Here is a 23,927-nt window from a genome sequence, read left to right on the forward strand (position 1 = left end):
CTATTCCGTTCACCTGAATCGTCTTAGCATAATCTCTTGCGATTGAACCGACTCGATTGGGGGTACATTACAACAGATATAAGAGAGGAGTTTACATCCATGCCAACGCGTTTAGCTTTAGCCGGAGCCACCGGATACATTGGTCACAACCTACTGAATGAATTAAAGAAAAAATATGACGTCATCGCCCTTTCACGAAACGGTGATGATAAGGACAATGAGGAACGCGTCGAATGGCGATCGTGCGATCTCTTTTCTTTAAACGATACGATCGAAGGTATGAAAGGAGCGGACATCGCTGTCTATCTCGTCCATTCGATGATGCCTTCTGCCAAATTGACACAAGGATCGTTTGAGAACATGGATTTGCTGTTAGCTGATAACTTCGCCCGTGCCGCAAAAGAAAATGGTATCCGCCAGATTATCTACTTAAGTGGTATCATCCCTGAGGAAACAGAAGACCTATCACGTCACTTAAAGAGCCGACTGGAAGTCGAACGTGTCCTCGGTGCATACGGGACTCCAGTGACGACGATCCGTGCCGCGTTGATCGTCGGTCCAAAAGGCTCATCGTTCCCGATCTTATCGAAGCTCGTCAAACGCCTTCCCGTCATGGCACTCCCCCGCTGGACGCGCAACAAAACGCACCCAGTCGCCTTGCCCGACGTCATTCATGCACTTGGCGAAAGTGTTGATCGTGACGACGTGAAAGACCGGGCAATCGATATCGGTGGTCCGGAAGCGATGACTTACAAAGAGATGATTCTTAAAACGGCAGATATCATGGGAAAACGACAACCGACGATCGATATTCCTTTACTGACCGTTAAATTATCCCGACTCTGGGTGACGCTCGTGTCCGGGGAACCAAAAGAAACCGTCTATCCACTTGTTGAAAGCATGGTGCATGAGATGGTCGCAGATCCAGAAAAAATGGTTCCAGGCATCAGTTACGGTAAAATCACTTTCGAACAATCGGTTCGGGATGCGTTAAAAGAGGAAGAAGAACAAAAAGGCTCTTCCTCCTCGTCGTCTTCGACACCAGACGTCCTAGACGTTCGTTCAGTCCAACGTGTCCTTCTACCGAAGGATCGTGACGCCGATTGGGCAGCCGATGATTATATGAATTGGTTGTCTTCGTTTGCCCGTCCCTTCCTATCGTCAACTGTGCAGGATCAAGTCGTCGGAATCCACATTCCATTTTACGAACAACCACTACTTGAATTGACGAAGGAACCAGTCCACGACCGACAAATGGCGACGTACCGGATTACTGGTGGACTGTTCGCGAAAGTCGAGCAAGATAGCCGTGGTCGGATTGAATTCCGGCAAATTCCTGGTACACAGGAATGTATCATCGCCATCCATGAATTCGTGCCCGCGTTGCCTTGGGTACTCTATAAAGCAACGCAGGCGAACGTTCACTTGCTTGTGATGTACCTCTTTAAATTACACTTGTTGCGTCGGATTCATTCGACGGAGCAAGAATCGACAAGCGCAGACGAAATCGTTCCGTCATCTTGATCACGATCACACGATCCGCCTCTTCCCGGGCGGATCGTTTTTTGTCGCTTTTAGAAGGATGACGAAACTGAAAAAATCGTGATACACTGAACGGTGACTGAAAGAAAGGGGTTTCATCGCATGCGCTCATTTGAGGAACGATTATCGAACCAACTCGAGGCGACGGCCTCACTCGTCACATTGATTCAACCTTCAACGGATCAACTTCGTTTAGATAAACTAGATAAATTCGCCATGAAACTATTAAAACGAGAGTTCACGATTGCGTTTGCTGGTCATTTCTCGGCTGGGAAGTCGAGCATGATTAACGCCTTGACAGGAGAATCGGTCTTACCAACGAGCCCGATTCCAACGAGTGCGAACATCGTGACGCTTCAGCAAGGTGACACGGATTCAGCGATCGTTCACTTTCACGAACAACCGTCTGTTCGCCTGACAGCGAAAGAGCAAGAGGAGCATCTTCAAACGCTTGGGAAGAGTGGCGATGTCCGACAAATCGACTTGACGCATGCCGCGTCCAAGCTGCCACCTGGTCTTGTCCTAATGGATACACCTGGCGTTGACTCGGTCGATGATGCCCACCGTGTATCAACGGAATCCGCACTTCACTTAGCAGACATCTTGTTTTACGTCATGGACTACAACCATGTCCAATCCGAATTGAACTTCATGGTAACGGATGAATTACAAGCTGCCGTACCTGAGTTATATTTAATCGTCAATCAAATTGATAAACATCGTGACGATGAATTATCATTCGACGCATTCCGCCGCTCGGTCCATGCATCCTTCGCCGAACATGGTGTCGTGCCAAAAGGAATCTTCTTTACGAGTCTAAGGAATCCAGATCATTTGCATAACGATTTTACGGAAGTCGAACAGCTCGTTAAGCAAAGCATTCGCGACGCTCAACCGAAGTTGTTGACGTCTGCCGCTTTGACACTTGAAAGTCTTCACCAAGAGCATACACGGTATCTCACACGTCTCGTTTCAGAAGCCCACGAGACGATGACTGAACAATTGAGTGACGCTGAACGACGCGATCCGGCGACGATCGAAGCCGAACTAGTCCACATCTCGCAGCAATTAGAAGCACGCCAACCGGACCGTTGGGTACAGACGTTTTCGTTGCATCGGGATCAACTCTTGAAAAATGCGACCTTGATGCCGTTTGAGTTACGTGAGAAGATGCGCCGTTTTCTTGAGTCACGCCAACGTGACTTCAAGGTTGGACTATTCCGTAGCACGAAAAAGACGGAAGCGGCTCAAGCAGAGATCGCGCAAGACGTGCTACGTGCCTATCAGACGGTGACCGCTTCCGAAATTTCGCTACATTTACGTAACTTGATGAAACAATCGTTACGTGACCTTGGTCTCTTGCAGGATATGCATATCGTCGCAATCGATCAGCTCTCACTCGACCCACCGCTTTCCGTACTCGAAAGTGCCTTGCCGACGGGTATTACGATTACCGGTGAATCGGTGCTCCAGTTCACGAATCGTGTCGCTGAGCAGACACAAGCGTGGTTCGTCAAGGAAACGAACGCGTGGCGGGAGCATGTGCGCCAAGAGTTAACGGTGACTTTCCCGAAAGAGCAAGCTGAACTATTGCAACGACAGTCGTCACTACAGCACAAATGGAACAGCGTCCAAGTATGGCAACAGGCTACCGTAGCACTTGAGCGTTATGAGCATGGTGTTGCCGATCCATCTGATCAACAACTCGAACGAGCTCGGACGCAAGTTTCGGTCTGGGAGGAGCAATTGATCCAACAAGAAGCGGCGATCGTCTCCTTTACCGGGTTTGAGTCGATGACAGAGACAACTGCGTTTGAACTTGCGACGACGGTCAGTGAGCAACAAGCCATCCGTTATGCACCAGAAGACGTCGCTCAAATCCGTCAGCATCTGAATGGTCTGAAAGGCTTTGAAGATGCCGTCGATTATTTAAATGACAAATTGGACCGACTGACACACCAATCGTTTACGATTGCCTTATTCGGTGCCTTCAGTGCTGGAAAATCGTCGTTTTGCAATGCCTTGCTCGGAGATAAGGTACTACCGGTCTCTCCGAACCCGACGACCGCGTCGATCAACCGGATTCATCCCGTTGACGCTGCACACCCGCACGGCGTGGCAGAAGTCACGTTCAAGTCGGAAGCAGCGATGCTTGAAGACTTAAATGAAGCGATGGTCGGGACGATGACGTTCGAGTCAACGAAACAGGCATACGATACGCTCTTACCACGTACCGCGTCACTGACGGATCCGTTCTTGCGTGCTTTCTTGAAAGGATTCCCTGCCGTTCAATCCTTCATCGGTACCGTCCAGACGGTCGATCAAGAAGCTTTTAAACAGTATGTCGCGCAGGAAGAACGAAGCTGTTTCGTAGATGTCATCGATTTCTATTACGATAGCCCGTTAACACGTCTTGGCGTGACGCTTGTCGATACACCGGGAGCAGATTCAATCAATGCCCGTCATACTGATGTCGCTTTTGATTACATCAAGAACGCGGATGCGATCTTATTCGTCACGTACTTCAATCATGCCTTCGCCCGCGCTGACCGTGAATTCTTGATTCAACTCGGTCGTGTCAAAGACGCATTCGAACTCGATAAGATGTTCTTCCTCGTCAACGCGATTGATCTTGCTGCGTCAGATAGCGAACGTCAAGATGTCTTGAACTATGTCGCGACGGAATTGCAACGGTTCGGGATTCGATCGCCCCGACTGTATGGCGTCTCGAGCTTACAAGGACTCACGGAAAAGCAACAAGAGCGATCGGATTCAACTTCCGGTTTACCTGAATTCGAGGAGGCATTCCATCACTTCCTAGCGGAGGATCTGACCGGTCTCGCCAAAGTATCGTTGTCTGAGCAGACGGAAAAGACCGTCCAGCGACTCGAACGATTTATCGCTGCGACTGAAGCGAATCTGTTGCGAAAAGAAGAACGGTTGGCTGAGCTGTCTGCTTTAGAACAGCAGGTCACGGATCGTTTCGAAGACAATCGCGCCGCTTTGATCGAACCTGCACTCAAAGCAGAGATCCATGAGCTGTTGCATCATGTCGTACAACGCATTTATTACCGTTTCCCCGACTTTTTCAAGGAATCCTATAATCCTGTTCGTTTTGCTCAAACTGGCAAAGGAGCGGCATTACAGGATGCATTAACGGAACTGTTGACGTTCCTTCGGTTCGATTTTGAACAAGAGCTCCGGGTCACGCATTTCCGTGTCGATCAATGGCTCGAAGCGGCCTTGATCCGGCGTCAACAAGAGGAGCAACAGTTGCTAGAGCAATGGAACGAATCCTTCCAACTCGCACCTGTCACGGTCTCTCGATTAAACGAAATGACGTTCGATGGTCCATTCGAAGATGCAACGCCTTATGTCGGCGTCAAACGTCACTTCCGGAATGCGAAAGCCTTCTTCGAGAAAAATGAGAAGGAGCAGCTGAAAGAGGAGCTTGCGACATTAACCAAACAAGAAGCACTCGCGTATACTGCCACTCAAGAAAAACGCTTGCTGGCAGTCGCGGCGGCACATCTAGATGTTTCTTTGACAGCCGTTTCAGAGCACCTGTTACGTCAAACACTCGAGCAACTTGAGAGTGAACGCGCGACGTTACAGGCACAAGAGACGCTGACCCCTTATAAACAAGCAGCTAAGCAGATTCGCAGTCTGACGCAACACGTCACTTCTTGAAACACGATCGCTCCAACGTAAAAGAGGCTGACCCAACAGTCAGTCTCTACAAAGATAAGGGTGGCAGATCATAATTCTGCCACCCTTATCTCGTAAAAATAGAATGACCCGTCACACGCCACTCCTACAGGAAAAGCTCATTTTTGCGCTGTCAGAGACAAACAAGACCCGTTTTCATGCTGGAATGAAGCAGGAAAACGGGCTTGTGTCTCGCCTGAGGAAAGGGCGTGAATAGACGAGTCATTCTTTTTTGAGTCAGTCCCCTTTTTGATTGCCTTCTCGTCAACGCGATGGCGTTGGCCAGTACGACTGAAAATAGTGGACGATGTATTGGTGGACGTGCTGGACGACAGGACGTAATTCCGTCCCAACGAGTCGGTTCAATGAGACATCCCATAACATCGGTGGGTCGAACGGGATGATTTTAATGTCATCCGCATGATGAAACCGTAGGATCGGTTCCGGTAGGATCGAGATGACGTCAAGTTCTTGGACCATCCCGATCAACAAGTCCCATGCCCCTGACATGAAGAAGATATTCGGTTCTTGTTGCACCTTACGAAACTCCGATAGTATCTGATGGTGCAACATGAATCGATCATTTAAGATGACGAGTGGTTCATTTCCGATATCACGATACGATAGGGCTTCTTTTGATTGAAATGGATGATTCGGACGCACGGCGACGACGACCTCGTCTTCAATCAATCGAAAACGTTCGATGCCATAGGATTCACCTGGTTCGATCAAGATGGCCAAGTCGAGTTCTTCAAGTAACAGTCGACGTTTGAGTTCAAACGCCCCCTCCTCGATGATTTCGAGTTCAATCCCAGGGTGTTCCGCCATGAACTTCGGAATCAACTGTGAAAATAAGACAGGGAGGATAACGGGTGGGATGCCAAGACGGACTTTCCCTCGGACGACGTTCGAGCGTTCGCGCAGATGACCCATCAATGCTTGATGACGTGTCAGAACGATCTTCGCATCTTCATATAATTGACGTCCCGTTTCCGATAATCCTGTCAACCGTCCGTGCTTTCGAATGAATAGTTCCACTTGCTCTAGCTGTTCGAAGTCGCGAATCATCTGACTAAGCGCTGGTTGCGAAATCGACAAGTGCTTCGAAGCACGCGTTAAGTTATAGCCTTGCTCGACGATCGTCGTAAAAAAAAGTAACTGTCGAATATCCACTTCTATCTCCCCTTATTCATCAAACCAGCGATTTTTTTTAAAGAACAGAATCATTCCTAAAGCAAGGAGCGCCATTGCCCCTAACGTCACGAAATAACCGTACCGAGTGGTCAGTTCTGGCATATGTTCGAAGTTCATGCCGTATATACCAGCAATGAACGTCAACGGCATGAAAATCGTCGTGAAGATTGTCAATGTCTTCATGATACTATTCATCCGGTACGAGTTGAGGGAAATGAAATTGTCCCGAAATTCAGATGTCATCAATCGATTGTATTCAATCATTTCCGATAACTTCAGTAAGTGATCGTACAAATCGCGAAAAAATGCCTGTTTCTTCGGATGAATCGATAAGCGCTTCGATTCGACGACACGGTACAATAAGTCCCGCATCGGCATGACCGTCCGCGAGATTCGAAGTAACCGCGCCCGTAGTTCGAAAATTTCTTCCATCAACCGACGATCGTTTCCACGCGTCCGGTAACGTTCCTCAAGCGCAAACAACTCATCTTCCGTCGCATGAACGATCGGAAAATAACCATCGACGATTTTGTCCATGATTTTATGGACGAGGTCGACCGTCTCTTGTTTGTCAAGGCGTTGTGTACACTGTTCAAACACGATATCAATTTCTGGTGAAGATTGCTCATGGTAGCTAACGAGATGCCGATCACTTGCGAACAAATTGATTTCACGACTCGTCAACGTTCCTTCATCGAGCGCATGAAGGACAAAAAAGCTATGTTCTGTATAATATTCAAGCTTTGGGCGTTGCAAGTAATGAAAACAATCTTCAATCGCCAGTGGATGAAAATCAAAAACCTCAATCAATTTTTGCTTCTCTGCGTCGTTCGGTTGATTGAAATCAACGAAATAACGTTTGATGCCCGACTCCTGTATTCGACTTACATCATCGGTCAAAATGATTGTGTCATTCGCATCGATCAGTATACAACGAATCAACTTTTTCTCCCCCTTTTCCTATGTAAGCGTACTATATTTTTTCGTATGCAACAAAAAAAGGATTTCCTCGAAGAGAAATCCTTTCAGATTGTAGATAAATGAACTGACTCAAAAAATGACACACCTTTTCACGCCCTTTCCTCAGGCGAGACACAAGCCAGTTTTCCCGCTCCATTCGAGCAGGAAAACGGGTCTTGTTTGTCTCTGACAGCGCAAAATCGCACTTTTTCCTGTAGGAGTGGCGTGTAATGCGTCATTTTTTTATATCCGGAAGAAGGACCGAGAAGCATTTTGTTCACTCGACATCGCTTCCTAGGGAAAAACAAGCAAGAGCGACCCTGCAGCGAAGCGAAGCGGCGCGATGCTTGTCCCAGGAAAACGATGCGAGTCGAACAAAAAAAGCGCAATCCTTCTCGTTAGAGAACAATTGCACTTGTCTTCAGTCTCAAAAGATTTCCCCGAAGAGAAATCCGTTTCATATAGCAATCAACCATGTTCAATATAAAATCCGCTCCAATAAACCTGACGATACGTAAACTCTTTTCCACTCTTCGTCGTCACAAGCATCTCATCTTCTGCCATGACGGCGATTTTAATGGGTACTTCACCGTGATCCGTCAAATAATTGAGGATTTCAAGATGTCGATTCAACCAAAGACGACGGCGGAACCAACGAAAGCGACTGAATGCCGCACAGAAGTGGAGTAAGGCGAGCGCAAGGATAATTAAAGCAAACGGAAGTGGAATATCGAACAACGCAATCAAATATACATCTGCGATCAGCAAGGATAACGAGAGACCCATTTCCGTCATCTCCATGAAAGATGCTTTATAGGTCGCAAAGTAGGTCATCACACGAAATAGGAAGATGACCGTGAGGTACGGTACGAAGTACATTTGAAACACATGGTCCGTGCCGCTGTTGACGAACATGAGCAGTGGCAGGAAGAATAGCAATTTCCAGATTAGGATGGCGGAATAAAATAAAGTATGATCCGTGTAGCGTCTGCGTACGATGGCTTGACTCATATTCATTGCCTTCCCCTCCTTCATGATGGACCGTTTCAAAGTCGATGATGACAGGACATGATGCCTATAAGGGTATGTTTCCGAATTCAGCTGTTTCTAATCGTCTAATTCACAGTTTTTAGAAACTGTATATTTAGTATACGTCATGATTCACTAAATGGTTCACTTTCCCCATCATTTCCCATCATTCGATGTGCTACAGATTGGAAACCCGCTCTTGCTAGTCGTCCTGATCTTCTACTGCTACAATTAAAGATATTCCAATTGAACAGAATCGAGTTGAATCTTTCATGTACACCCATATCATCATCGGCGCCGGAATTCTCGGTGCCTCGACAGCCTATCATTTATCAAAGGCTGGTGAACGCGTCTTACTCGTCGACCGAAAGGAACCAGGTCGCGCTTCTCATGCGGCAGCCGGTATCATCTGTCCATGGATGACACAACGGCGAAATAAGGCATGGTACAAATTAGCGAATAACGGGGCTCATTTTTACAAGACATTGATTCCTGAACTCGAAGCACTCGGTGAGACGAGTACGGGTTATCAGCAAGTTGGAACAATCGCCTTACACGAAACGTCAAAAATCGATAAGATGGAGACGATTGCACATAATCGTTTTCCGGAAGCTCCTGCCATCGAGCGCATCGAGCGACTCGATCAAGATCGTGTCAAAACGCTCTTTCCGCTCGTCGAACAAATTGAAGATGCGTTGTTCGTCTCTGGCGGTGCCCGTGTTGATGGACGTGCCTTATGTGCCGCTATGATCCGTGGTGCTGTCGAACATGGAGCCACCGTGATCGAAGGAGACGCTTCTCTGATCGTAGAGGACGGGAGCGTCACGGGAATCAAAGTGGGGCGTGAGGAGTATACGGCAGAACAATTCATTTTAACGGCAGGTGTCTGGTTGAATGATCTTCTCCGCCCGCTTGCGCTTAAAATTGATTTGCATCCGGAGAAGGGACAAATCCTACAACTCGACTTGACGGATTCTACATCAACGACGTGGCCGGTCATCATGGGACAACGCGGATTATATCTGGTCTCAATCCACGAAAAGAAACTGATCGTCGGTTCGACACACGAAAAGCAGACCGACTATGACTTGAAACCGACCGTCAAGGGGATGCATGCTTTATTGAATCGCGCCTTACCTGTCTTACCAAGTTTAGAAGAAACGACGATCGATGAACTGCGTATCGGCTTACGCCCGTATACGAAAAACTCCCTACCGGTGATCGGACCGCTTCAAAATCATCCGAACGTGTTCCTAGCGAATGGACTCGGTGCATCCGGTCTAACGATCGGACCTTATCTCGGTAGCCAATTAGCGAAGCTTGCACGTCATCAAACGCCTGATATCGAATGGACGACTTATGAGCCGACCTACGTCGCTCTCGACTCCTGACCCACTCTATGCTTCATTTTGAAAGGAAGTACACCATTGTCCATGAAACCTAACGTTCCTCTTGAATTATTCGATGCTTTAGATATACGCGTTGGTACGATCCAGTCGATTTCAAATCGCACAGACGGCTTGATTCAGCTTGAACTACAATTCGACGGATTTACACGTTCATTTTCACTCGACTGGGAATCACTGCGACCCGATGTCCATGAATTGCTTGGAAAACAAGCGATTGCCGTCCTGAACATACCTGGACGTACGCCTGAAGAGTCCGGTCGGGTGCTTGAGATTGGTCGCTCAGAACAATGGATGCCGATTCTTGTCGTACCGGAACATCCGATTCCGGAAGGCGCACGTGTCGAATAAGGCAGATCATTTAGAAAAACACTCCCTGTGTCGCTTTGAACTGAACCAAAAAAGTTAGACAATAAATAATTTGTCAGGCGACCTTGAGGACCTGAGTCCGGTATTCCACCGGGCTCAGGTTTTTTAGTCGTCTCTTGATACGACGATGGTTATAGTACTCGATGTAACGCTCGAGCTCACATTTGAAGTGGTCCATGTCATCGAACTCCTTGAGATACAGGAGCTCTGACTTGAGCACAGCGAAGAAGCTTTCGATGGCTGCGTTGTCGAGGCAGTTGCCCTTACGGGACATGCTTTGCGTAATGCCGTGCTCGTGAAGCGTACCGACGAACGCTCGATATTGATAATGCCACCCTTGGTCGGAATGCAGAATCGGTCGGGCTTTCCCGTCGAGCTTCCCGATTGCCTGATCCAACATTTCACCAACGAATTGATAGGTAGGGCGGTCCGATAGGGTATAAGCAATGATCTCACGATTTCCCAAGTCCATCATCGGCGAGAGGTAGAGTTTCTCCCCGAACAGGTGAAACTCAGTGACGTCAGTCACCCATTTCTGGTTCAGGCCGGTGGCCTTGAAGTCACGTTGGAGAAGATTCGGTGCGACCTTTCCGACCCGTCCTTTATAGGAGCGGTATCGCTTCATACGGACAAGACATTTTAGACCGAGCTCATTCATGAGACGGCGTACGGTCTTCGGATCGTGCCGGAAGCCTTGGCGTTCGAGAAGTGCGTGGATGCGACGATAGCCACATCGTCCCTCGTGTTCGTGGAAGAGAGTATGGATAGCTGTCTTCACCTCCGCATACTTGTCCTCGCCCGTCAGGCGCGTCCGCCAATAGTAATAGACGCTTCGTGCCATACCGAGCACGCGAAGGAGTCCCGGAACGGGATAGACTGACCGCAATTCGTCGATTACTTGTGCCTTGATCCGGTTCGTCGCGCATTCTCTTCTTGAACCAAGGCTTTCAATTTTTTTAACGCAGCGTTCTCCATCTCGAGATACTCGATCCGCTCTTTGAGCTTCTCGACTTCTGTCATCTCTTCAAATTCCTTCTTCTTGCGTCTCGCCATCGGGGCACGTCCTTTCGGTCTGGCGACCAGACCTGCGGTCCCTTCCCGTTCATACGTCGATCGCCATCTCGAGATCGTCCCTGGGGAAGAAATTCGGTACTTTACGGCCGCCTCTATATTGGACAGCCTGTTGGTCACCATGTCGTTTAATACCTCCAGTTTAAATGCCAGCGAGTGGCTTGTATAGGAAGGATCGAAGATCGTTTCCCCCCAACGCTCATAGAGACGCGACCACTCGCGGATCAGTTCACATGCTATCCCGAATTCTATCGCTACACCTCGGTATCCGTCTCGTCCTGTCAGATAACGCTCAGCGACTTGGACTTTAAATGCCTTTGTATATTTGACCATAAAAAACACCCCATAAAAGTTGGATTTTTATGTCCAACTTTTATGGGGCAGTTCATCATTCAAGCGGGAGTGTTTTTAGATATGCCATTACATTTTTTCTAAATAATGTACGCTAAATCGTTCATCGTCATCGATCCAGCAATTGACCGGATGAAAACCACTTTTAAGGGCAAGTGTCTCAAACTCTTCTTTACTGTATTTATAGGAGTTTTCCGTATGAATCGTTTCTCCTTGTTTAAACGGAACCGTCACATCTCCAACTTGTACGAGTTGATCGAGTTGACTCCGAAGATGCATTTCGATTCGTCCTTTTTCCTCATTATAAAAAGCATGATGTTCGAATCGCGTCACATCAAATGTTCCCTCAAGCATCTGATTCAAATGCGTCAACATATTCAAATTGAATGCTGCTGTGACGCCGGCTGCATCATTATAAGCTCGTTCAAGAACGTCAACAGACTTTTTCAAATCGACCCCGATCAAGAATCCATCTCCTGTTTCAAGAATTCGTGAGGAATGACGTAAGAAGCGCATCGCTTCCTCAGGTTCAAAGTTTCCGATCGTCGATCCCGGGAAAAAAATGACTCGTTTTTGAGACTCCTCGACCGGTAAAGAAATCGATTGTGAGTAATCCCCACAGACCGCTTTAATATGCAGCGCAGGATACCGTTCCGACAATTGGCGTGCAGATTCCATTAAGAAATCTTTTGAAATATCGATGGGCATATACGTGTCTAAATGTGTAAATGTCTCCAGTAACATTTGGATTTTACGACTGCTTCCACTTCCATATTCAATCAGTGTATGCACATCCCCGATACTTCGTGCGATTTCCGCTCGATGTTGCTCCAAGATGGCGAGTTCTGTTCGTGTCGGATAATATTCCGGTTGTTGCGTAATCTGTTCGAACAGCTGGGATCCGATGTGATCATAAAAATATTTTGCCGGTAAGACCTTTTGTTCTTGCAACAGACCTTCGATGACTTCTAAACGCATGTTTTGTTGCGGCGTATATAAATCGTAACCTATTACTGTTTCCCGCATCACATGTCACCTGCCAATCGGAAGCCGCCAAATAACCAACGTTTATCAGGCGGGAAGAAGTTGCGGTATGTTTCGCGAATATGATCGTCAGGCGTCACGCACGCTCCTCCACGCAGTACCATTTGATTACACATGAACTTCGCGTTGTATTCTCCAAGTGCTCCTTCGAGCGGTTTACTGCCTGGGTATGAACTATAAGCGCTCGACGTCCATTCCCAAACGTTTCCGAACATGCTCGCAAGCGTTGTCTCTGACTCTTCGACGGCTACCGGATGGAAGGTCCCGCTTCCCATCATATTACGCTTCGTGACAGAATCGACTTGGCGAGAAGCCCATTCCCACTCTGCTTCTGTCGGCAACCGTTTCCCTATATAACGACTATAAGCATCCGCCTCATAAAAACTGACGTGACAGACCGGTTCATCGAGACGAAGAGGTTCGACACCATTCATCGTAAAGATCGTCCACTCCCCTGCTTCATCCTTCATCCAATATAACGGTGCTTTCCAGCCTTCTTTTTGAACCGTCGAAAAGCCGTCGGACAACCAGTATTCTGATTTTTCATAGCCCTCTGCTTCAATGAACGCCAAATACTCTCCATTCGTGACAGGACGCGTCGCGAGTTTAAACGGATACAGCCACGTTTTATGACGTGGACTCTCGTTGTCAAACGCAAAACCGTCTCCTGTATGACCGATCTCGACGAGTCCTTCCTCGAATTGGATAAAAGATGTTTCCTTGACTGCATTTTCAGGCACATCTGTTGCCCGCGACTTTGACTGATAGGCAGGTAACAACGGATTCGTAAAAAAGTTATTCTTCACGTCCATCAAGATCAATTCCTGATGTTGTTGTTCGTGTTGTAATCCCATCTCGACTAATGCTTCGATTTTTCGTTGGTCTTCTGGAGTTCGATCTTCCTTCAAGAACTCGATCATTTGTCCATCGACATATGACCGGTAAGCAATGATGTCTTCGACGGTCGGACGTGACAGCATTCCTCGTTGTTGACGAGGTTGGTAAGGACCGATCGAGTTATAGTACGAGTTGAATAGATAATTGTACTTCGGATGGAAGACGCGATAGTCTTCACTATATTCCTGTAGTATCATTCGTTCAAAAAACCAGGTCGTATGGGCGATATGCCATTTCGGTGGACTCACGTCGGAACTTGCCTGGATGACGAAATCCTCCGCTTCGAGTGGTTCGATCAAGGCGATTGTTTGATTACGAACAGTGGAAAATTTTTCAATTAAGTAAGATGTCGTTTCAAATAGCATGTCAATCACTCCCTATCCAAAATATTCCGAATCTTTTGGTCCATTTGATGTATACCCCTCCTATGGAAGAGTTATGCTAAAGAAACAAAAAAAGTCCGCTCCGTTAAGAGCGAACTGATCACTTTAATATACTTTATCGCCGTTGAAGATCGAGTTCTTGACGACAACGTAGTCGACCGTCCGAATCGCCTGCAATTTGTTCCCACCAGCGTACGAGATTGCCGATTGTAAATCTTGCTCCATCTCGATCAATGTATCCGCTAGACTTCCTTTATGCTCGACGAACATTTTCTTTCCTTCGACGTTCTTGCGTTCCCCTTTTTGGAACTCAGAAGCAGAACCGAAGTATTCCTTGACGAGCACTCCGTCCACTTCATGTGTCTCACCAGGCGATTCTTCATGCCCTGCGAAGAGTGAACCGATCATGACCATCGACGCACCGAACCGGACTGACTTCGCGATATCGCCATGCGTCCGAATCCCACCATCAGCAATAATCGGTTTACTTGCTGCTTTTGCACACCAACGAAGTGCCGCGAGTTGCCAACCACCTGTACCGAATCCTGTCTTAATCTTCGTGATACACACTTTACCTGGTCCGATCCCGACTTTTGTTGCATCGGCTCCCGCATTCTCAAGTTCACGCACCGCTTCCGGTGTTCCGACGTTACCAGCGATGACGAAACTTTCTGGTAGAAGCGACTTGATGTGGCGAATCATCTGAATGACGGCTTCCGAATGACCGTGCGCGATATCAATCGTGATGTATTCCGGAGTCAGCCCTTCTGCTGCGAGCTGTTCGATCAGCTGATATTCCTCTTCCTTGACACCGACGCTAATTGAAGCGAACAGTTGGCGTTCTTGCATCATACGAACGAATGCCAAACGACGAGCCGGTTCGAATCGATGCATGATATAGAAATAATCGCCTTCCGCTAAGAACAAAGCGATCGATTCATCAATGATCGTTTGCATGTTTGCCGGTACGACTGGAAGCTTGAAACGACGACCACCGAACTCGACTGACGTATCACATTCCGAACGACTACCAACGATTGATTTTGCTGGAATTAATTGAATATCTTCATAATCGAATACTACATCCATGAATAACACCTCTAATTACGAATATTTTTAAATATATTGGCGATAATCATTCGCCCCTTGACTACTATAACGAACTGTCCTCATAGTGTCAAAGAAATTTTCGCGTTTTTAAGGTTTTTCAAGAACTTTATTCCGCTATCAGCAATTTAATGTTCGGTTTTTAACGGTTCTTCCGTTGTAAATCTGTCAACCAGTGCTCTTCCCAGTCAAAATAGCTCGTCGCTTCGGATGCTTCAAACACATGATCAGGATAAGGAAGTGCTAGAGGTGGACGCTCCTGTTTTGGGAAATATGCCAGTTGTTTGGATTCCCCATCGACGGCTTCGAGCGTTCCCCCGACTACCTTACACTCGAATACTGTCGCTACGTATTCAACTTCGTTTCCGTCCGGGTACGTCAAACGAAACGCCTCTCCACCGAATGTCGCAATCAGTCGGACCGGTCGGACGAATAGACCCGTTTCTTCATAGACTTCACGAATGACTGCTTGCGCAGGAGATTCTCCCAGTTCGATCGCTCCAGCAGGCAAACTCCAAAACGGACCTCCTGGATCCTGAAAGAGGATATGACCTGCTTCGTTTCGAATGATCGCTGCGACGCATGGTGTAAAAAGACGTTGCGTTCCGACAAGTTGGCGCAGATTAGCATAGTAATCAGAGATTGGCATGTTTTGACTCCTCTCGGTCTTCTTTTAATAGAGCAAACAAAATAAAGTCTTCCCAGGCATCGTTGATGAAGAGATTTTGTTTCGCGATTCCTTCTTGGCGAAACCCAACTTTCTCAAGGACACGGATCGAGCCGATATTCTCTGGCATGACTTCAGCACGGATCCGGTGGAACTGGTGGACATCAAATAAATGATCTACGAATAATCCGACTGCTTGAGCCATATATCCTCGACCAGAAAAGGTGGCATCCAGTTGATAACCGATCATGCATGTCTCGGCTGGTCCACGCTGAACGAACATCGCCGAGACATCCCCAATCAATTGGTCTGTCTCATTTAAAAAGACGCCATACGCATAATAAGCATCTTGGCGCATCAACTCTTGGTGGCGGTAAATTCGTTCTCGTTGTCCTTCGATCGTGTATTGTTCAGGAGACGGTTTGATTGGCATCCAGTACTCAAAGTGATCACGGTTTCGCAAATTCACCTCAAGGACCTCCGCTGCATCCTCTAATGTATAAGGACGAATGTAAACAGGTAACATAATTATTCCTCCTCTTCCATCAATATCTTTAGTTCAAGAAGTTTGAGTGTTTCATAATTCATCCAGCGGGAATCTACATAATAGTTTCATTACATTACTGTGACAGCATACTATAGAGAAAACTGTCGAAGAAGGAGTGACTTATGTATTCAGACACTGATTTGCTCAATCAAATCAAACAACGCGATTCCGTCGCGTTAGAACGATTATACGATCGTTACGAAAAAACACTCTTTCTTCTATTCCGTCGCACGCAAGTCGAGGAAGCACTCATTCATTCCGCGATGACTCAGTTATTCCGCACTGTTTGGGAGCAACCGACACGTTATCCGAACTTTCAAGGATTCATTCTGCATACATTACGACAACTCAGTAGCAAAAGAGAACATATCCCGACTCGCTGAAAGAATCAGTTATATTCTTTCGACATGAGTAGAATGAACCCTTTAATTGCATGATTTATTCAGAGAAGAACAGCTTCGTTTGTTCTTTTTTTGTTTTGTCCTTTCTTTTTTGTTTGAGGCATGCTATATTATTAAGTAATTATTGTTGTTCGGTGGAGATACGAAGTGTTTCACTTTATATTCGATGAAATTGATCACGGTAGTAATAATCAGTGTGCCAGTCACACGCAGGAGGCAATACACATGGAACAAGGTAAAGTAAAATGGTTTAACGCAGAAAAAGGATTCGGCTTCATCGAGCGCGAAAGCGGAGACGACGTATTCGTACACTTCTCAGCAATCCAATCTGAAGGTTTCAAATCACTTGACGAAGGTCAAGAGGTTTCTTTCGAAGTTGAAGAAGGTCAACGTGGACCACAAGCAACTAACGTTGTAAAACTTTAATTTCTTTTAGACCCTGCTCACGCAGGGTCTTTTTTTGTATTTATATATGCTACACTAGCGATTCAGGAAGAAAGGAGATGTAATATGACACTTGAACAAACGATGCAACACCTTCAAGATGCTATGCTAAAAGGCGACCTAACACAAGTCTCACATCTATTATCTCCCGAATTTACGTTCATCGATGCATTAGGGCGGTCATTTGATGCCGAGACCTACCTCGATCATTACGTGGACCCTGCAAACATCCGCTGGTTATCCCGAACTGATGATTTTTCATACATTGATCATTTCGAAGATACGGCAATCCAGTATAGTTTGACAGAAGACCGATTTGAATACGGGACAACTCAATACGTTGGTCGTTTCCGGATCGTGTCCATCTATCGTGCTACGTCAGATGGTTGGAAATGGCACTTTGGTCAATTGACATCTCTTGATCCGTCGTAACGGATTCAAGAGATGTTTTTGTTTTCATTTTCCATTCATCGTCAGTTGGAATTGCTTCTCATTTTTCATTCCGTTACACTTGAGAGGTACATATTTTCTGAAAATTCAAGAAGGAGTGTTCCTCATGACGGTTTATAACTTCTCTGCCGGTCCAGCAGTCCTTCCTGCCCCGGTCCTATTGAAGGCTCAATCCGAGCTACTCGATTATGAAAATTCAGGACAATCCGTTTTTGAAATGAGTCATCGTTCGCCAATCTTTGAATCGATTCGAGATGCGGCTGAACAATCCTTACGGAGACTGATGTCGATTCCCGATACGTACTCCGTATTGTTTCTTCAAGGGGGAGCTACACTTCAGTTCACGATGTTACCGCAAAATCTAGCGACGAAGACCGGACGGGTTGATTTCATCGATACCGGTGGCTGGTCGAAGAAGGCGATTGCAGATGCCAAACTGTACACCTCTGTCAATGTGCTCGCCTCTTCCGCTGATCACGGATATCGCTTCATCCCAGAAGGTCCGTTCACATCAACGGCCGACTATCTGCATATCACTTGGAACAATACGCTCGAAGGGACGACGTATCAGACACCGCCTCTCGTCGATGTGCCACTCGTCGCTGATGTCTCTTCTTCGATTTTGTCTGAACCATTGCCAATCGAGTCATTCGATGTGTTGTATGCTGGTGCTCAAAAAAACCTTGGCGTCGCTGGTTTGACGGTCGTCATCGTGAAGAACGCGTTGCTAGATCGTGTTCCTGACACGATTGGTGCCTACTTACGGTATGACATCCATGCCAAACAGCGGTCTCTGTATAACACGCCACCGACGTTCAGTCTTTATATGACGAAATTAGTACTCGAATGGATTGAAGAGACGGGACTCGAGACGATCGCGGCACGAAACGTCTCACAAGCACGCATGTTATATGAAGCAATTGATCAATCCCATCTATTTCATAACCATGTAGGCGTCAAGGATCGAAGCCGGATGAACATTCCATTCTCGACCGGTAGTGAGTCGGAGGATGCTGCTTTCTTGAACTTTGCTGCGCGTCACGATTTAATCAACCTTGCCGGTCACCGCTCGATTGGTGGAATGCGCGCGAGTCTCTACAACGCGATGCCGACCGAAGGGGTTACGGCACTGATTCACATCATGCACCGTTTTGAACAGGGGGAACGTTAAATGTATCAAATCCAACTATGGAATGATTTATCGGACAAAGGATTAAAACGATTCACAGACGACTATCACGTTCAGCGAGAAACGGAACAACCAGACGCTTTTCTCGTCCGCAGCAAGGATTTGCATGACATGCGCTTTCCAGATAGTCTCAAAGCCGTCGCCCGAGCCGGTGTCGGTGTCAATACGATTCCACTTAATCAACTCGCGAACCGCGGGATTCCCGTCTTTTCGACGCCAGGTGCTAATGCGAATGCCGTCAAGGAACTCGTCATCGGTAGTTTATTCCTGACGGCGCGAAAGCTCGTCCCGAGTCTGCTTTGGACGAATAACTTACGCGGACCGGATATTCCAGAGCGGATCGAAGCGAACAAAAAACAATTCGTCGGAACGGAGTTACTCGGGAAACGAATCGGGATCGTCGGGCTTGGTGCAATCGGGGCAAACTTAGCCAACACCCTTCACGAGCTTGGCATGAGCGTCACAGGCTATGATCCACACATGTCCGTCGAGTCAGCTTGGCGCGTCTCGAATCAGATTCAGCGGGCAACACAGCTTGAGGATCTTCTCGCGACAAGTGACTATATCACGTTGCACCTGCCGCTCGTTGACGCAACGACAGGTTTACTCGATGCGTCTCTCCTCTCGAAGATGAAACACGGCGCGACCCTGCTCAACTTCTCGCGTGGCGAACTCGTCGATGAACAAGCGTTAGCCGACGTACTCCGGTCCGGTCGCCTGGCGAACTATGTGACGGATTTCCCGAATGCCTTCATCTTGTCCCTCCCCCGAGTCATTGCCTTACCACATATCGGGGCATCGACGAGTGAAGCGGAAGAAAACTGTGCCATCATGGCGGTCGATCAACTGCGTCTGTTCCTTGAGACAGGAAATATCCGCAATGCTGTCAATTTTCCAGCTGTCGAGTTACCGTTCACTGGAAAACGACGGATTACGATTGCTCACCACAACATTCCGAACATGGTCGGTCAAATCGCCTCGGTGTTAGCACAAGAGTCGATCAATATCGCCAACATGATCAACGGTAGTAAAGATGCGATTGCCTATACAATCATCGATATCGATAACCATGCGGACGAATCGATCTCGCTCGACCGACTGAATCAGATTCCTGGCGTCTTGAAAACACGTCTACTTTAAAAGGAGTGAACCCCATGCCAACTTTCGAACCTTTTGCGGCGTTACGACCGGACTCAAAATATGCGGCAGAATTTGCCGCCTTACCGTATGATGTTTATTCGCGCGAAGAAGCACGTTCTGAGATTCGACGTCATCCGCTGTCTTTTTTACGGATCGATAAAGCAGAAGCCACCCTTCCGTCATTGATCGCTGAAGATGACCCACGCGTTTATCAGCAAGCAGCGCTTGCCTTCGAAGAGAGTCAAACAAACGGTATCTTACAGCTCGACACGGACGAGACATATTACATTTATCAGTTGTCAGACGGGACACATACGCAATCCGGTTTCGTCGGATGTGTTGCCGTCAACGATTATGAGACGAATCAAATTCGTAAACATGAATTCACACGTCCAGATAAGGAGCGCGACCGTGTCCGACACGTCGAACAGTTACAAGCTCATACGGGACCGATTTTACTGGCGCATCAGACCGATCCACAACTCGAAGCAATCGTCACAACGGTCACTGCTGGAGATCCCCTATATGATTTCACCGTCGATGGAGTGACGCACCGAATTTTTAAAATCGCCGATCGTAATCACCTGTTGACGATCGGAAGCCAGTTCGCCCGTCACGACGCTCTCTATATCGCTGATGGTCACCACCGTGCAGCGGCGGCAGCCATCGCTGCCAGTCGGACGGATCAGGAGGAAGCCCAACGTTTTCTTGGTGTCTCCTTCCCGCAGGATCAATTACGAATCCTTGGCTACCACCGTGTCGTCGAAGATTTATACGGTCAATCGGTCGTTGACTTCCTCGAGCGATTAGCCCATCGCTTTACGATTACAAAAGGACGCGCTGAACAAACGAAGTCTCACCAAATTGAGATGTATCTCAACCGGCAATGGTATACCCTTTCGTACAAATCTGAACGAATCGGGACGAAAGCGAATCTCGACGTCTCGATTTTACAAGAAGAGTTGTTGACACCGTTACTCGGTATCGAAGATCCACGGACGGACGCACGGATCCAGTTCGTCGGTGGTCATAAGGGGTATGCCGGCCTTGAGCAGATCGTGGACTCTGGACATGCCGCTGTCGCCTTCCACTTGCATCCGACTTCGATCGAAGATTTAATGGCTGTGGCTGATGCGGGAGAAGTGATGCCGCCGAAGTCGACTTGGTTCGAACCGAAGCTTCGGAGCGGTTTACTGATCCATCCGTTTGATTCATAATGCACACACACTAAAAAAGCAAGTCGCGGATGCGATATCCACGACTTGCTTTTTCTTATACGTGTCGCAAAAGAAGAGCCGACACAGCTTCTACTTGAATAGTTCCCGACAACGTCGTTGCATTTAACAGACTTTCATACGTTCCCTCAAGCGAAAGAGATTGTGCCTCTTCACTTACGTTGACCACGAGCAAGTAAATCTGTTCACCCTGACGTCGCTCGACGACAAATGTCTGTTTTGTATCATCGATCCTTTGGAAATGATACGTTCCGGCATTTGCTAAAACCGGATGCTGTTTTCGAAGAGCGATCAACTGTGCAACGTGATCGAACAACTCACGGTTCTGCTTCGTCTCATCCCATTCCATACACGCACGGTTTGCCGGGTCTTGCCCCCCAGTCATTCCAATCTCATCGCCATAGTAGATGACGGGTGAACCCGGGAACGTCAACAGTGTAGTGAAGAGTAACTTCATTCGATCGATATTCCCTTTCGCACGCGTTAGAGCACGCGGCGTATCATGCGAGTCAATCAAATTGAACATGACCTCGTTGACATTTTGAGAATGCCAGTTTAAATTCCGGCTGACTGCATGTGAGAAATCACGAACGCTCGTCTCGCCCGTCGCAAAACAAGTCAAAAAGCTCTCTGTCAAACCGTAATTCATGACGGCATCAAATTGATCGCCGAGGAGCCATGGTTGCGAATCCGTCCAGCATTCGCCGACGATATAACATGTTCCGTTCGCAGCCCGGACTTCCTTTCGAAACTCACGCCAAAACGCATGATCGACTTCACTAGCGACATCCAGACGCCAGCCGTCAATTCCGAATTCCTCGACCCAGTAACGTCCGACGTGAAGCAAATAGTCTTTGACGTCCGGATGGGCAGTATTCAACTTCGGCATGTTTCGTTCAAATGCAAACACTTCATAGTTTGGAATCGATGGATCGACCGGGAAGGAATCAATCGTAAACCAGTTGGCGTATTTTGAGTCTTGTCCCTTTTCTAAGACATCTTGAAATGCTGGGTGCTCTTCACTAATATGATTAAAGACGGCATCGAGTAATACGCGGATACCGTTCTCATGTAGCACATCGATCATCTTGCGGAACGTTTTCTCGTCACCGAACGCAGGATCAAGCTTCAAGTAATCAAGCGTATCGTATTTATGATTGGATGGTGCCTCAAAGACTGGGCAGAAGTAGACACCCGTGACGCCGAGACGTTGTAAATGATCGACGTGATCAATGACCCCTTGAAAATCTCCACCGAAGAAATTCTGAAAAGCCGGTGCTTCACTTCCCCACTCCTTCGTTCCCGCTGGATCATTCGTCGTGTCGCCATTCGCAAATCGTTCCGGGAAAATTTGATACCAGACCGTATCCTTCACCCAATCCGGTGTATCAAAGACATCCGTCGCATGAACATATGGCACAGAAAAATAATAGCCTGGATGATCGAGTGGTGCTTCGTCATACCAGCCACGCTCTGTTAAAACGGCTATCTTATCGCCATGAACCTCAAACCCATACCGTACCCGCTTCCGTTCTGGACGGATTGCAACGAACCAATAGTCATACGTTGCATCACTTCCATTGTGTTGCATCGGCGTCCGCTCTACTTTCCATGATTTTTCTTTCTCCGGATCAAAATTCCAATCTCGGTCTTCTTCTTTTTCCGCTTCCCATTCGTACGGATCACCATATATCAATTCAACTTTTTCAATATCGTCTTTAGCCGTCATGAGTCGGACATGGACCGTCTCTTGATCGTAAGCATAAACGAACGGTGATAATGCGCGATGAACTACCCCAGCCTGGTTCAAATTCTGCCACTCTCCCTTAAATTGATATTTCTCTATCGGTAAAGTTCCTTTCTTCCACATCGCTTAAACGTATTTAATAGAAATTCAACGGTTCCACCGACATTTTAGTTCAGTCTGTCAGGTAGTTTAAGGTATACTGATAACGCATAGGAAATCACGGATTTCTGACATTACGGAAAGAGAGTGGATACGAAATGGGTCGTAAATGGAATAACATCAAGGAAAAAAAAGCATCAAAAGACAAAAATACGAGTCGGATTTACGCAAAGTTCGGTCGTGAGATTTATGTAGCGGCTAAACAAGGTGAACCCGATCCAGAATCAAACCAAGCATTAAAGGTCGTTCTCGAACGAGCGAAAACATACAACGTGCCACGTGCCATCGTCGATCGGGCGATTGAAAAAGCAAAAGGTGGAGCGGAAGAAAACTACGACGTCTTGCGTTATGAAGGATTCGGTCCAAGCGGTTCAATGGTCATCGTCGAAACGTTGACGAACAACGTTAACCGGACGGCTTCTGACGTTCGTGCTGCATTCGGAAAAAATGGCGGAAACATGGGCGTGAGCGGATCCGTCGCTTATATGTTCGATGCGACGGCAATCTTTGCGTTTGAAGGTAAAACTGCAGATGACGTTCTCGAATTGATGATGGAAGCGGATATTGATGTGCGCGATATCCTCGAAGAAGACGAATCTGTCATCATCTACGCTGAGCCGGAACAATTCCATGCTGTACAAGAAGCGTTGAAAGCTGCAGGCATTACTGAGTTCTCACTTGCCGAACTGGTCATGCTCGCCCAAAACGAAGTCGCGTTGTCTGAAGACGACGTCGCACAATTCGAGAAAATGATCGATGCACTGGAAGATCTTGAGGATGTGCAACAGGTCTACCATAACGTAGAACTATAATTAAAAAGACAAGGGGATGGTCACGACCATCCCCTTGTCTTTTTAATTATAGTTTCTGTATCGGTTAACGCCCGA

22 protein-coding genes are annotated in these 23,927 nt (G+C 47.3%); 11 read left to right on the plus strand and 11 right to left on the minus strand.

Going from position 1 to position 23,927, the window contains the following annotated elements; all coding sequences use genetic code 11:
• Window positions 1-99 precede the first annotated feature (99 nt).
• Both L985_RS09695 and L985_RS09700 read left to right on the plus strand, forming a co-directional pair.
• Window positions 100-1,524, plus strand: a complete 1,425-nt coding sequence (locus L985_RS09695; RefSeq protein WP_047394845.1) for an NAD(P)H-binding protein — start codon at window positions 100-102, stop codon at window positions 1,522-1,524.
• A gap of 120 nt (window positions 1,525-1,644) precedes the next feature.
• The gene (locus L985_RS09700) at window positions 1,645-5,232 is read left to right on the plus strand and encodes a dynamin family protein (RefSeq protein ID WP_047394848.1); all 3,588 of its coding nucleotides are present in this window, start codon (window positions 1,645-1,647) and stop codon (window positions 5,230-5,232) included.
• Window positions 5,233-5,514: 282 nt separating this feature from the next.
• On the opposite strand, the gene L985_RS09705 is transcribed toward L985_RS09700, so the two are convergent.
• The 3 genes from L985_RS09705 to L985_RS09715 form a co-directional block, all read right to left on the minus strand.
• Window positions 5,515-6,423: a LysR family transcriptional regulator gene (locus L985_RS09705; protein ID WP_047394851.1), complete on the minus strand. Its 909-nt coding sequence runs from the start codon at window positions 6,421-6,423 to the stop codon at window positions 5,515-5,517.
• Window positions 6,424-6,435: 12 nt separating this feature from the next.
• On the minus strand, window positions 6,436-7,386 hold the full coding sequence (gene corA, locus L985_RS09710) for a magnesium/cobalt transporter CorA (protein WP_047394855.1): 951 nt from the start codon (window positions 7,384-7,386) through the stop codon (window positions 6,436-6,438).
• A 486-nt stretch (window positions 7,387-7,872) separates the two neighbouring features.
• Window positions 7,873-8,421: a hypothetical protein gene (locus tag L985_RS09715; RefSeq protein WP_047394858.1), complete on the minus strand. Its 549-nt coding sequence runs from the start codon at window positions 8,419-8,421 to the stop codon at window positions 7,873-7,875.
• 284 nt (window positions 8,422-8,705) lie between these two features.
• On the opposite strand from L985_RS09715, the gene L985_RS09720 reads away from it, so the two are divergent.
• Window positions 8,706-9,824, plus strand: a complete 1,119-nt coding sequence (locus L985_RS09720; protein ID WP_047394860.1) for an NAD(P)/FAD-dependent oxidoreductase — start codon at window positions 8,706-8,708, stop codon at window positions 9,822-9,824.
• A gap of 42 nt (window positions 9,825-9,866) precedes the next feature.
• Entirely contained in the window at window positions 9,867-10,190 is a 324-nt protein-coding gene (locus L985_RS09725) for a hypothetical protein (protein WP_047394863.1), read from the plus strand.
• 73 nt (window positions 10,191-10,263) lie between these two features.
• Here L985_RS09725 and L985_RS16800 read toward each other — a convergent pair whose 3' ends face one another.
• The 7 genes from L985_RS16800 to L985_RS09760 form a co-directional block, all read right to left on the minus strand.
• On the minus strand, window positions 10,264-11,160 hold the full coding sequence (locus tag L985_RS16800) for an IS3 family transposase (protein ID WP_442856721.1): 897 nt from the start codon (window positions 11,158-11,160) through the stop codon (window positions 10,264-10,266).
• A complete protein-coding gene (locus L985_RS17265; RefSeq protein WP_071908812.1) occupies window positions 11,103-11,612 on the minus strand; it encodes a helix-turn-helix domain-containing protein in 510 nt (169 codons plus the stop codon). The genes L985_RS16800 and L985_RS17265 overlap by 58 nt, the downstream gene beginning before the upstream one ends.
• 87 nt (window positions 11,613-11,699) lie before the next feature.
• Entirely contained in the window at window positions 11,700-12,656 is a 957-nt protein-coding gene (gene egtD, locus L985_RS09740) for an L-histidine N(alpha)-methyltransferase (RefSeq protein ID WP_029341909.1), read from the minus strand.
• A complete protein-coding gene (gene egtB / locus L985_RS09745) occupies window positions 12,656-13,936 on the minus strand; it encodes an ergothioneine biosynthesis protein EgtB (protein ID WP_047394211.1) in 1,281 nt (426 codons plus the stop codon). Before egtB ends, egtD begins: the two co-directional genes overlap by 1 nt.
• 123 nt (window positions 13,937-14,059) lie before the next feature.
• On the minus strand, window positions 14,060-15,043 hold the full coding sequence (guaC, locus tag L985_RS09750; protein ID WP_029341911.1) for a GMP reductase: 984 nt from the start codon (window positions 15,041-15,043) through the stop codon (window positions 14,060-14,062).
• A 160-nt stretch (window positions 15,044-15,203) separates the two neighbouring features.
• Window positions 15,204-15,710 (minus strand): NUDIX domain-containing protein, encoded by a 507-nt coding sequence (locus tag L985_RS09755; RefSeq protein WP_051656280.1) that lies wholly within the window; start codon window positions 15,708-15,710, stop codon window positions 15,204-15,206.
• On the minus strand, window positions 15,697-16,254 hold the full coding sequence (locus L985_RS09760; protein ID WP_029341913.1) for a GNAT family N-acetyltransferase: 558 nt from the start codon (window positions 16,252-16,254) through the stop codon (window positions 15,697-15,699). The genes L985_RS09755 and L985_RS09760 overlap by 14 nt, the downstream gene beginning before the upstream one ends.
• A 143-nt stretch (window positions 16,255-16,397) precedes the next feature.
• On the opposite strand from L985_RS09760, the gene L985_RS09765 reads away from it, so the two are divergent.
• The 6 genes from L985_RS09765 (at window position 16,398) to L985_RS09790 (ending at window position 21,116) form a co-directional block, all read left to right on the plus strand.
• Window positions 16,398-16,658, plus strand: coding sequence for a hypothetical protein (locus L985_RS09765; protein WP_029341914.1), 261 nt, complete (start codon window positions 16,398-16,400; stop codon window positions 16,656-16,658).
• Window positions 16,659-16,901: 243 nt separating this feature from the next.
• On the plus strand, window positions 16,902-17,102 hold the full coding sequence (locus L985_RS09770) for a cold-shock protein (RefSeq protein WP_023468529.1): 201 nt from the start codon (window positions 16,902-16,904) through the stop codon (window positions 17,100-17,102).
• A gap of 84 nt (window positions 17,103-17,186) precedes the next feature.
• Window positions 17,187-17,552 (plus strand): nuclear transport factor 2 family protein, encoded by a 366-nt coding sequence (locus L985_RS09775; protein ID WP_047394207.1) that lies wholly within the window; start codon window positions 17,187-17,189, stop codon window positions 17,550-17,552.
• A 124-nt stretch (window positions 17,553-17,676) separates the two neighbouring features.
• Complete coding sequence (gene serC, locus L985_RS09780) at window positions 17,677-18,741, plus strand: 3-phosphoserine/phosphohydroxythreonine transaminase (RefSeq protein ID WP_047394203.1); 1,065 nt, start codon at window positions 17,677-17,679, stop codon at window positions 18,739-18,741.
• Window positions 18,742-19,899, plus strand: a complete 1,158-nt coding sequence (locus L985_RS09785; protein ID WP_047394199.1) for a phosphoglycerate dehydrogenase — start codon at window positions 18,742-18,744, stop codon at window positions 19,897-19,899.
• 14 nt (window positions 19,900-19,913) lie between these two features.
• A complete protein-coding gene (locus L985_RS09790; protein WP_071908814.1) occupies window positions 19,914-21,116 on the plus strand; it encodes a DUF1015 domain-containing protein in 1,203 nt (400 codons plus the stop codon).
• 55 nt (window positions 21,117-21,171) lie between these two features.
• Here the strand turns inward: L985_RS09790 and L985_RS09795 are convergent, their stop codons facing one another.
• On the minus strand, window positions 21,172-22,944 hold the full coding sequence (locus tag L985_RS09795) for a glycoside hydrolase family 13 protein (protein WP_047395601.1): 1,773 nt from the start codon (window positions 22,942-22,944) through the stop codon (window positions 21,172-21,174).
• A 194-nt stretch (window positions 22,945-23,138) separates the two neighbouring features.
• On the opposite strand from L985_RS09795, the gene L985_RS09800 reads away from it, so the two are divergent.
• Window positions 23,139-23,852: a YebC/PmpR family DNA-binding transcriptional regulator gene (locus L985_RS09800; RefSeq protein ID WP_023468535.1), complete on the plus strand. Its 714-nt coding sequence runs from the start codon at window positions 23,139-23,141 to the stop codon at window positions 23,850-23,852.
• Window positions 23,853-23,927: the final 75 nt, after the last annotated feature.

The sequence above is a fragment of the Exiguobacterium sp. ZWU0009 genome (assembly GCF_000798935.2).
In the GTDB taxonomy this organism is placed as follows: domain Bacteria; phylum Bacillota; class Bacilli; order Exiguobacteriales; family Exiguobacteriaceae; genus Exiguobacterium_A; species Exiguobacterium_A acetylicum.

Excerpts from the sequence above, each read along its gene's own strand:
- L985_RS09695 (WP_047394845.1), top strand. The coding sequence starts at position 100 with ATGCCAACGCGTTTAGCTTTAGCCGGAGCCACCGGATACATTGGTCAC.
- L985_RS09700 (WP_047394848.1), top strand. The coding sequence starts at position 1,645 with ATGCGCTCATTTGAGGAACGATTATCGAACCAACTCGAGGCGACGGCC.
- L985_RS09715 (WP_047394858.1), bottom strand. The coding sequence starts at position 8,421 with ATGAATATGAGTCAAGCCATCGTACGCAGACGCTACACGGATCATACT.
- L985_RS09720 (WP_047394860.1), top strand. The coding sequence starts at position 8,706 with ATGTACACCCATATCATCATCGGCGCCGGAATTCTCGGTGCCTCGACA.
- L985_RS09725 (WP_047394863.1), top strand. The coding sequence starts at position 9,867 with ATGAAACCTAACGTTCCTCTTGAATTATTCGATGCTTTAGATATACGC.
- L985_RS17265 (WP_071908812.1), bottom strand. The coding sequence starts at position 11,612 with ATGGTCAAATATACAAAGGCATTTAAAGTCCAAGTCGCTGAGCGTTAT.
- egtD (WP_029341909.1), bottom strand. The coding sequence starts at position 12,656 with ATGCGGGAAACAGTAATAGGTTACGATTTATATACGCCGCAACAAAAC.
- egtB (WP_047394211.1), bottom strand. The coding sequence starts at position 13,936 with ATGCTATTTGAAACGACATCTTACTTAATTGAAAAATTTTCCACTGTT.
- guaC (WP_029341911.1), bottom strand. The coding sequence starts at position 15,043 with ATGGATGTAGTATTCGATTATGAAGATATTCAATTAATTCCAGCAAAA.
- L985_RS09755 (WP_051656280.1), bottom strand. The coding sequence starts at position 15,710 with ATGCCAATCTCTGATTACTATGCTAATCTGCGCCAACTTGTCGGAACG.
- L985_RS09760 (WP_029341913.1), bottom strand. The coding sequence starts at position 16,254 with ATGTTACCTGTTTACATTCGTCCTTATACATTAGAGGATGCAGCGGAG.
- L985_RS09765 (WP_029341914.1), top strand. The coding sequence starts at position 16,398 with ATGTATTCAGACACTGATTTGCTCAATCAAATCAAACAACGCGATTCC.
- L985_RS09770 (WP_023468529.1), top strand. The coding sequence starts at position 16,902 with ATGGAACAAGGTAAAGTAAAATGGTTTAACGCAGAAAAAGGATTCGGC.
- L985_RS09775 (WP_047394207.1), top strand. The coding sequence starts at position 17,187 with ATGACACTTGAACAAACGATGCAACACCTTCAAGATGCTATGCTAAAA.
- serC (WP_047394203.1), top strand. The coding sequence starts at position 17,677 with ATGACGGTTTATAACTTCTCTGCCGGTCCAGCAGTCCTTCCTGCCCCG.
- L985_RS09785 (WP_047394199.1), top strand. The coding sequence starts at position 18,742 with ATGTATCAAATCCAACTATGGAATGATTTATCGGACAAAGGATTAAAA.
- L985_RS09790 (WP_071908814.1), top strand. The coding sequence starts at position 19,914 with ATGCCAACTTTCGAACCTTTTGCGGCGTTACGACCGGACTCAAAATAT.
- L985_RS09800 (WP_023468535.1), top strand. The coding sequence starts at position 23,139 with ATGGGTCGTAAATGGAATAACATCAAGGAAAAAAAAGCATCAAAAGAC.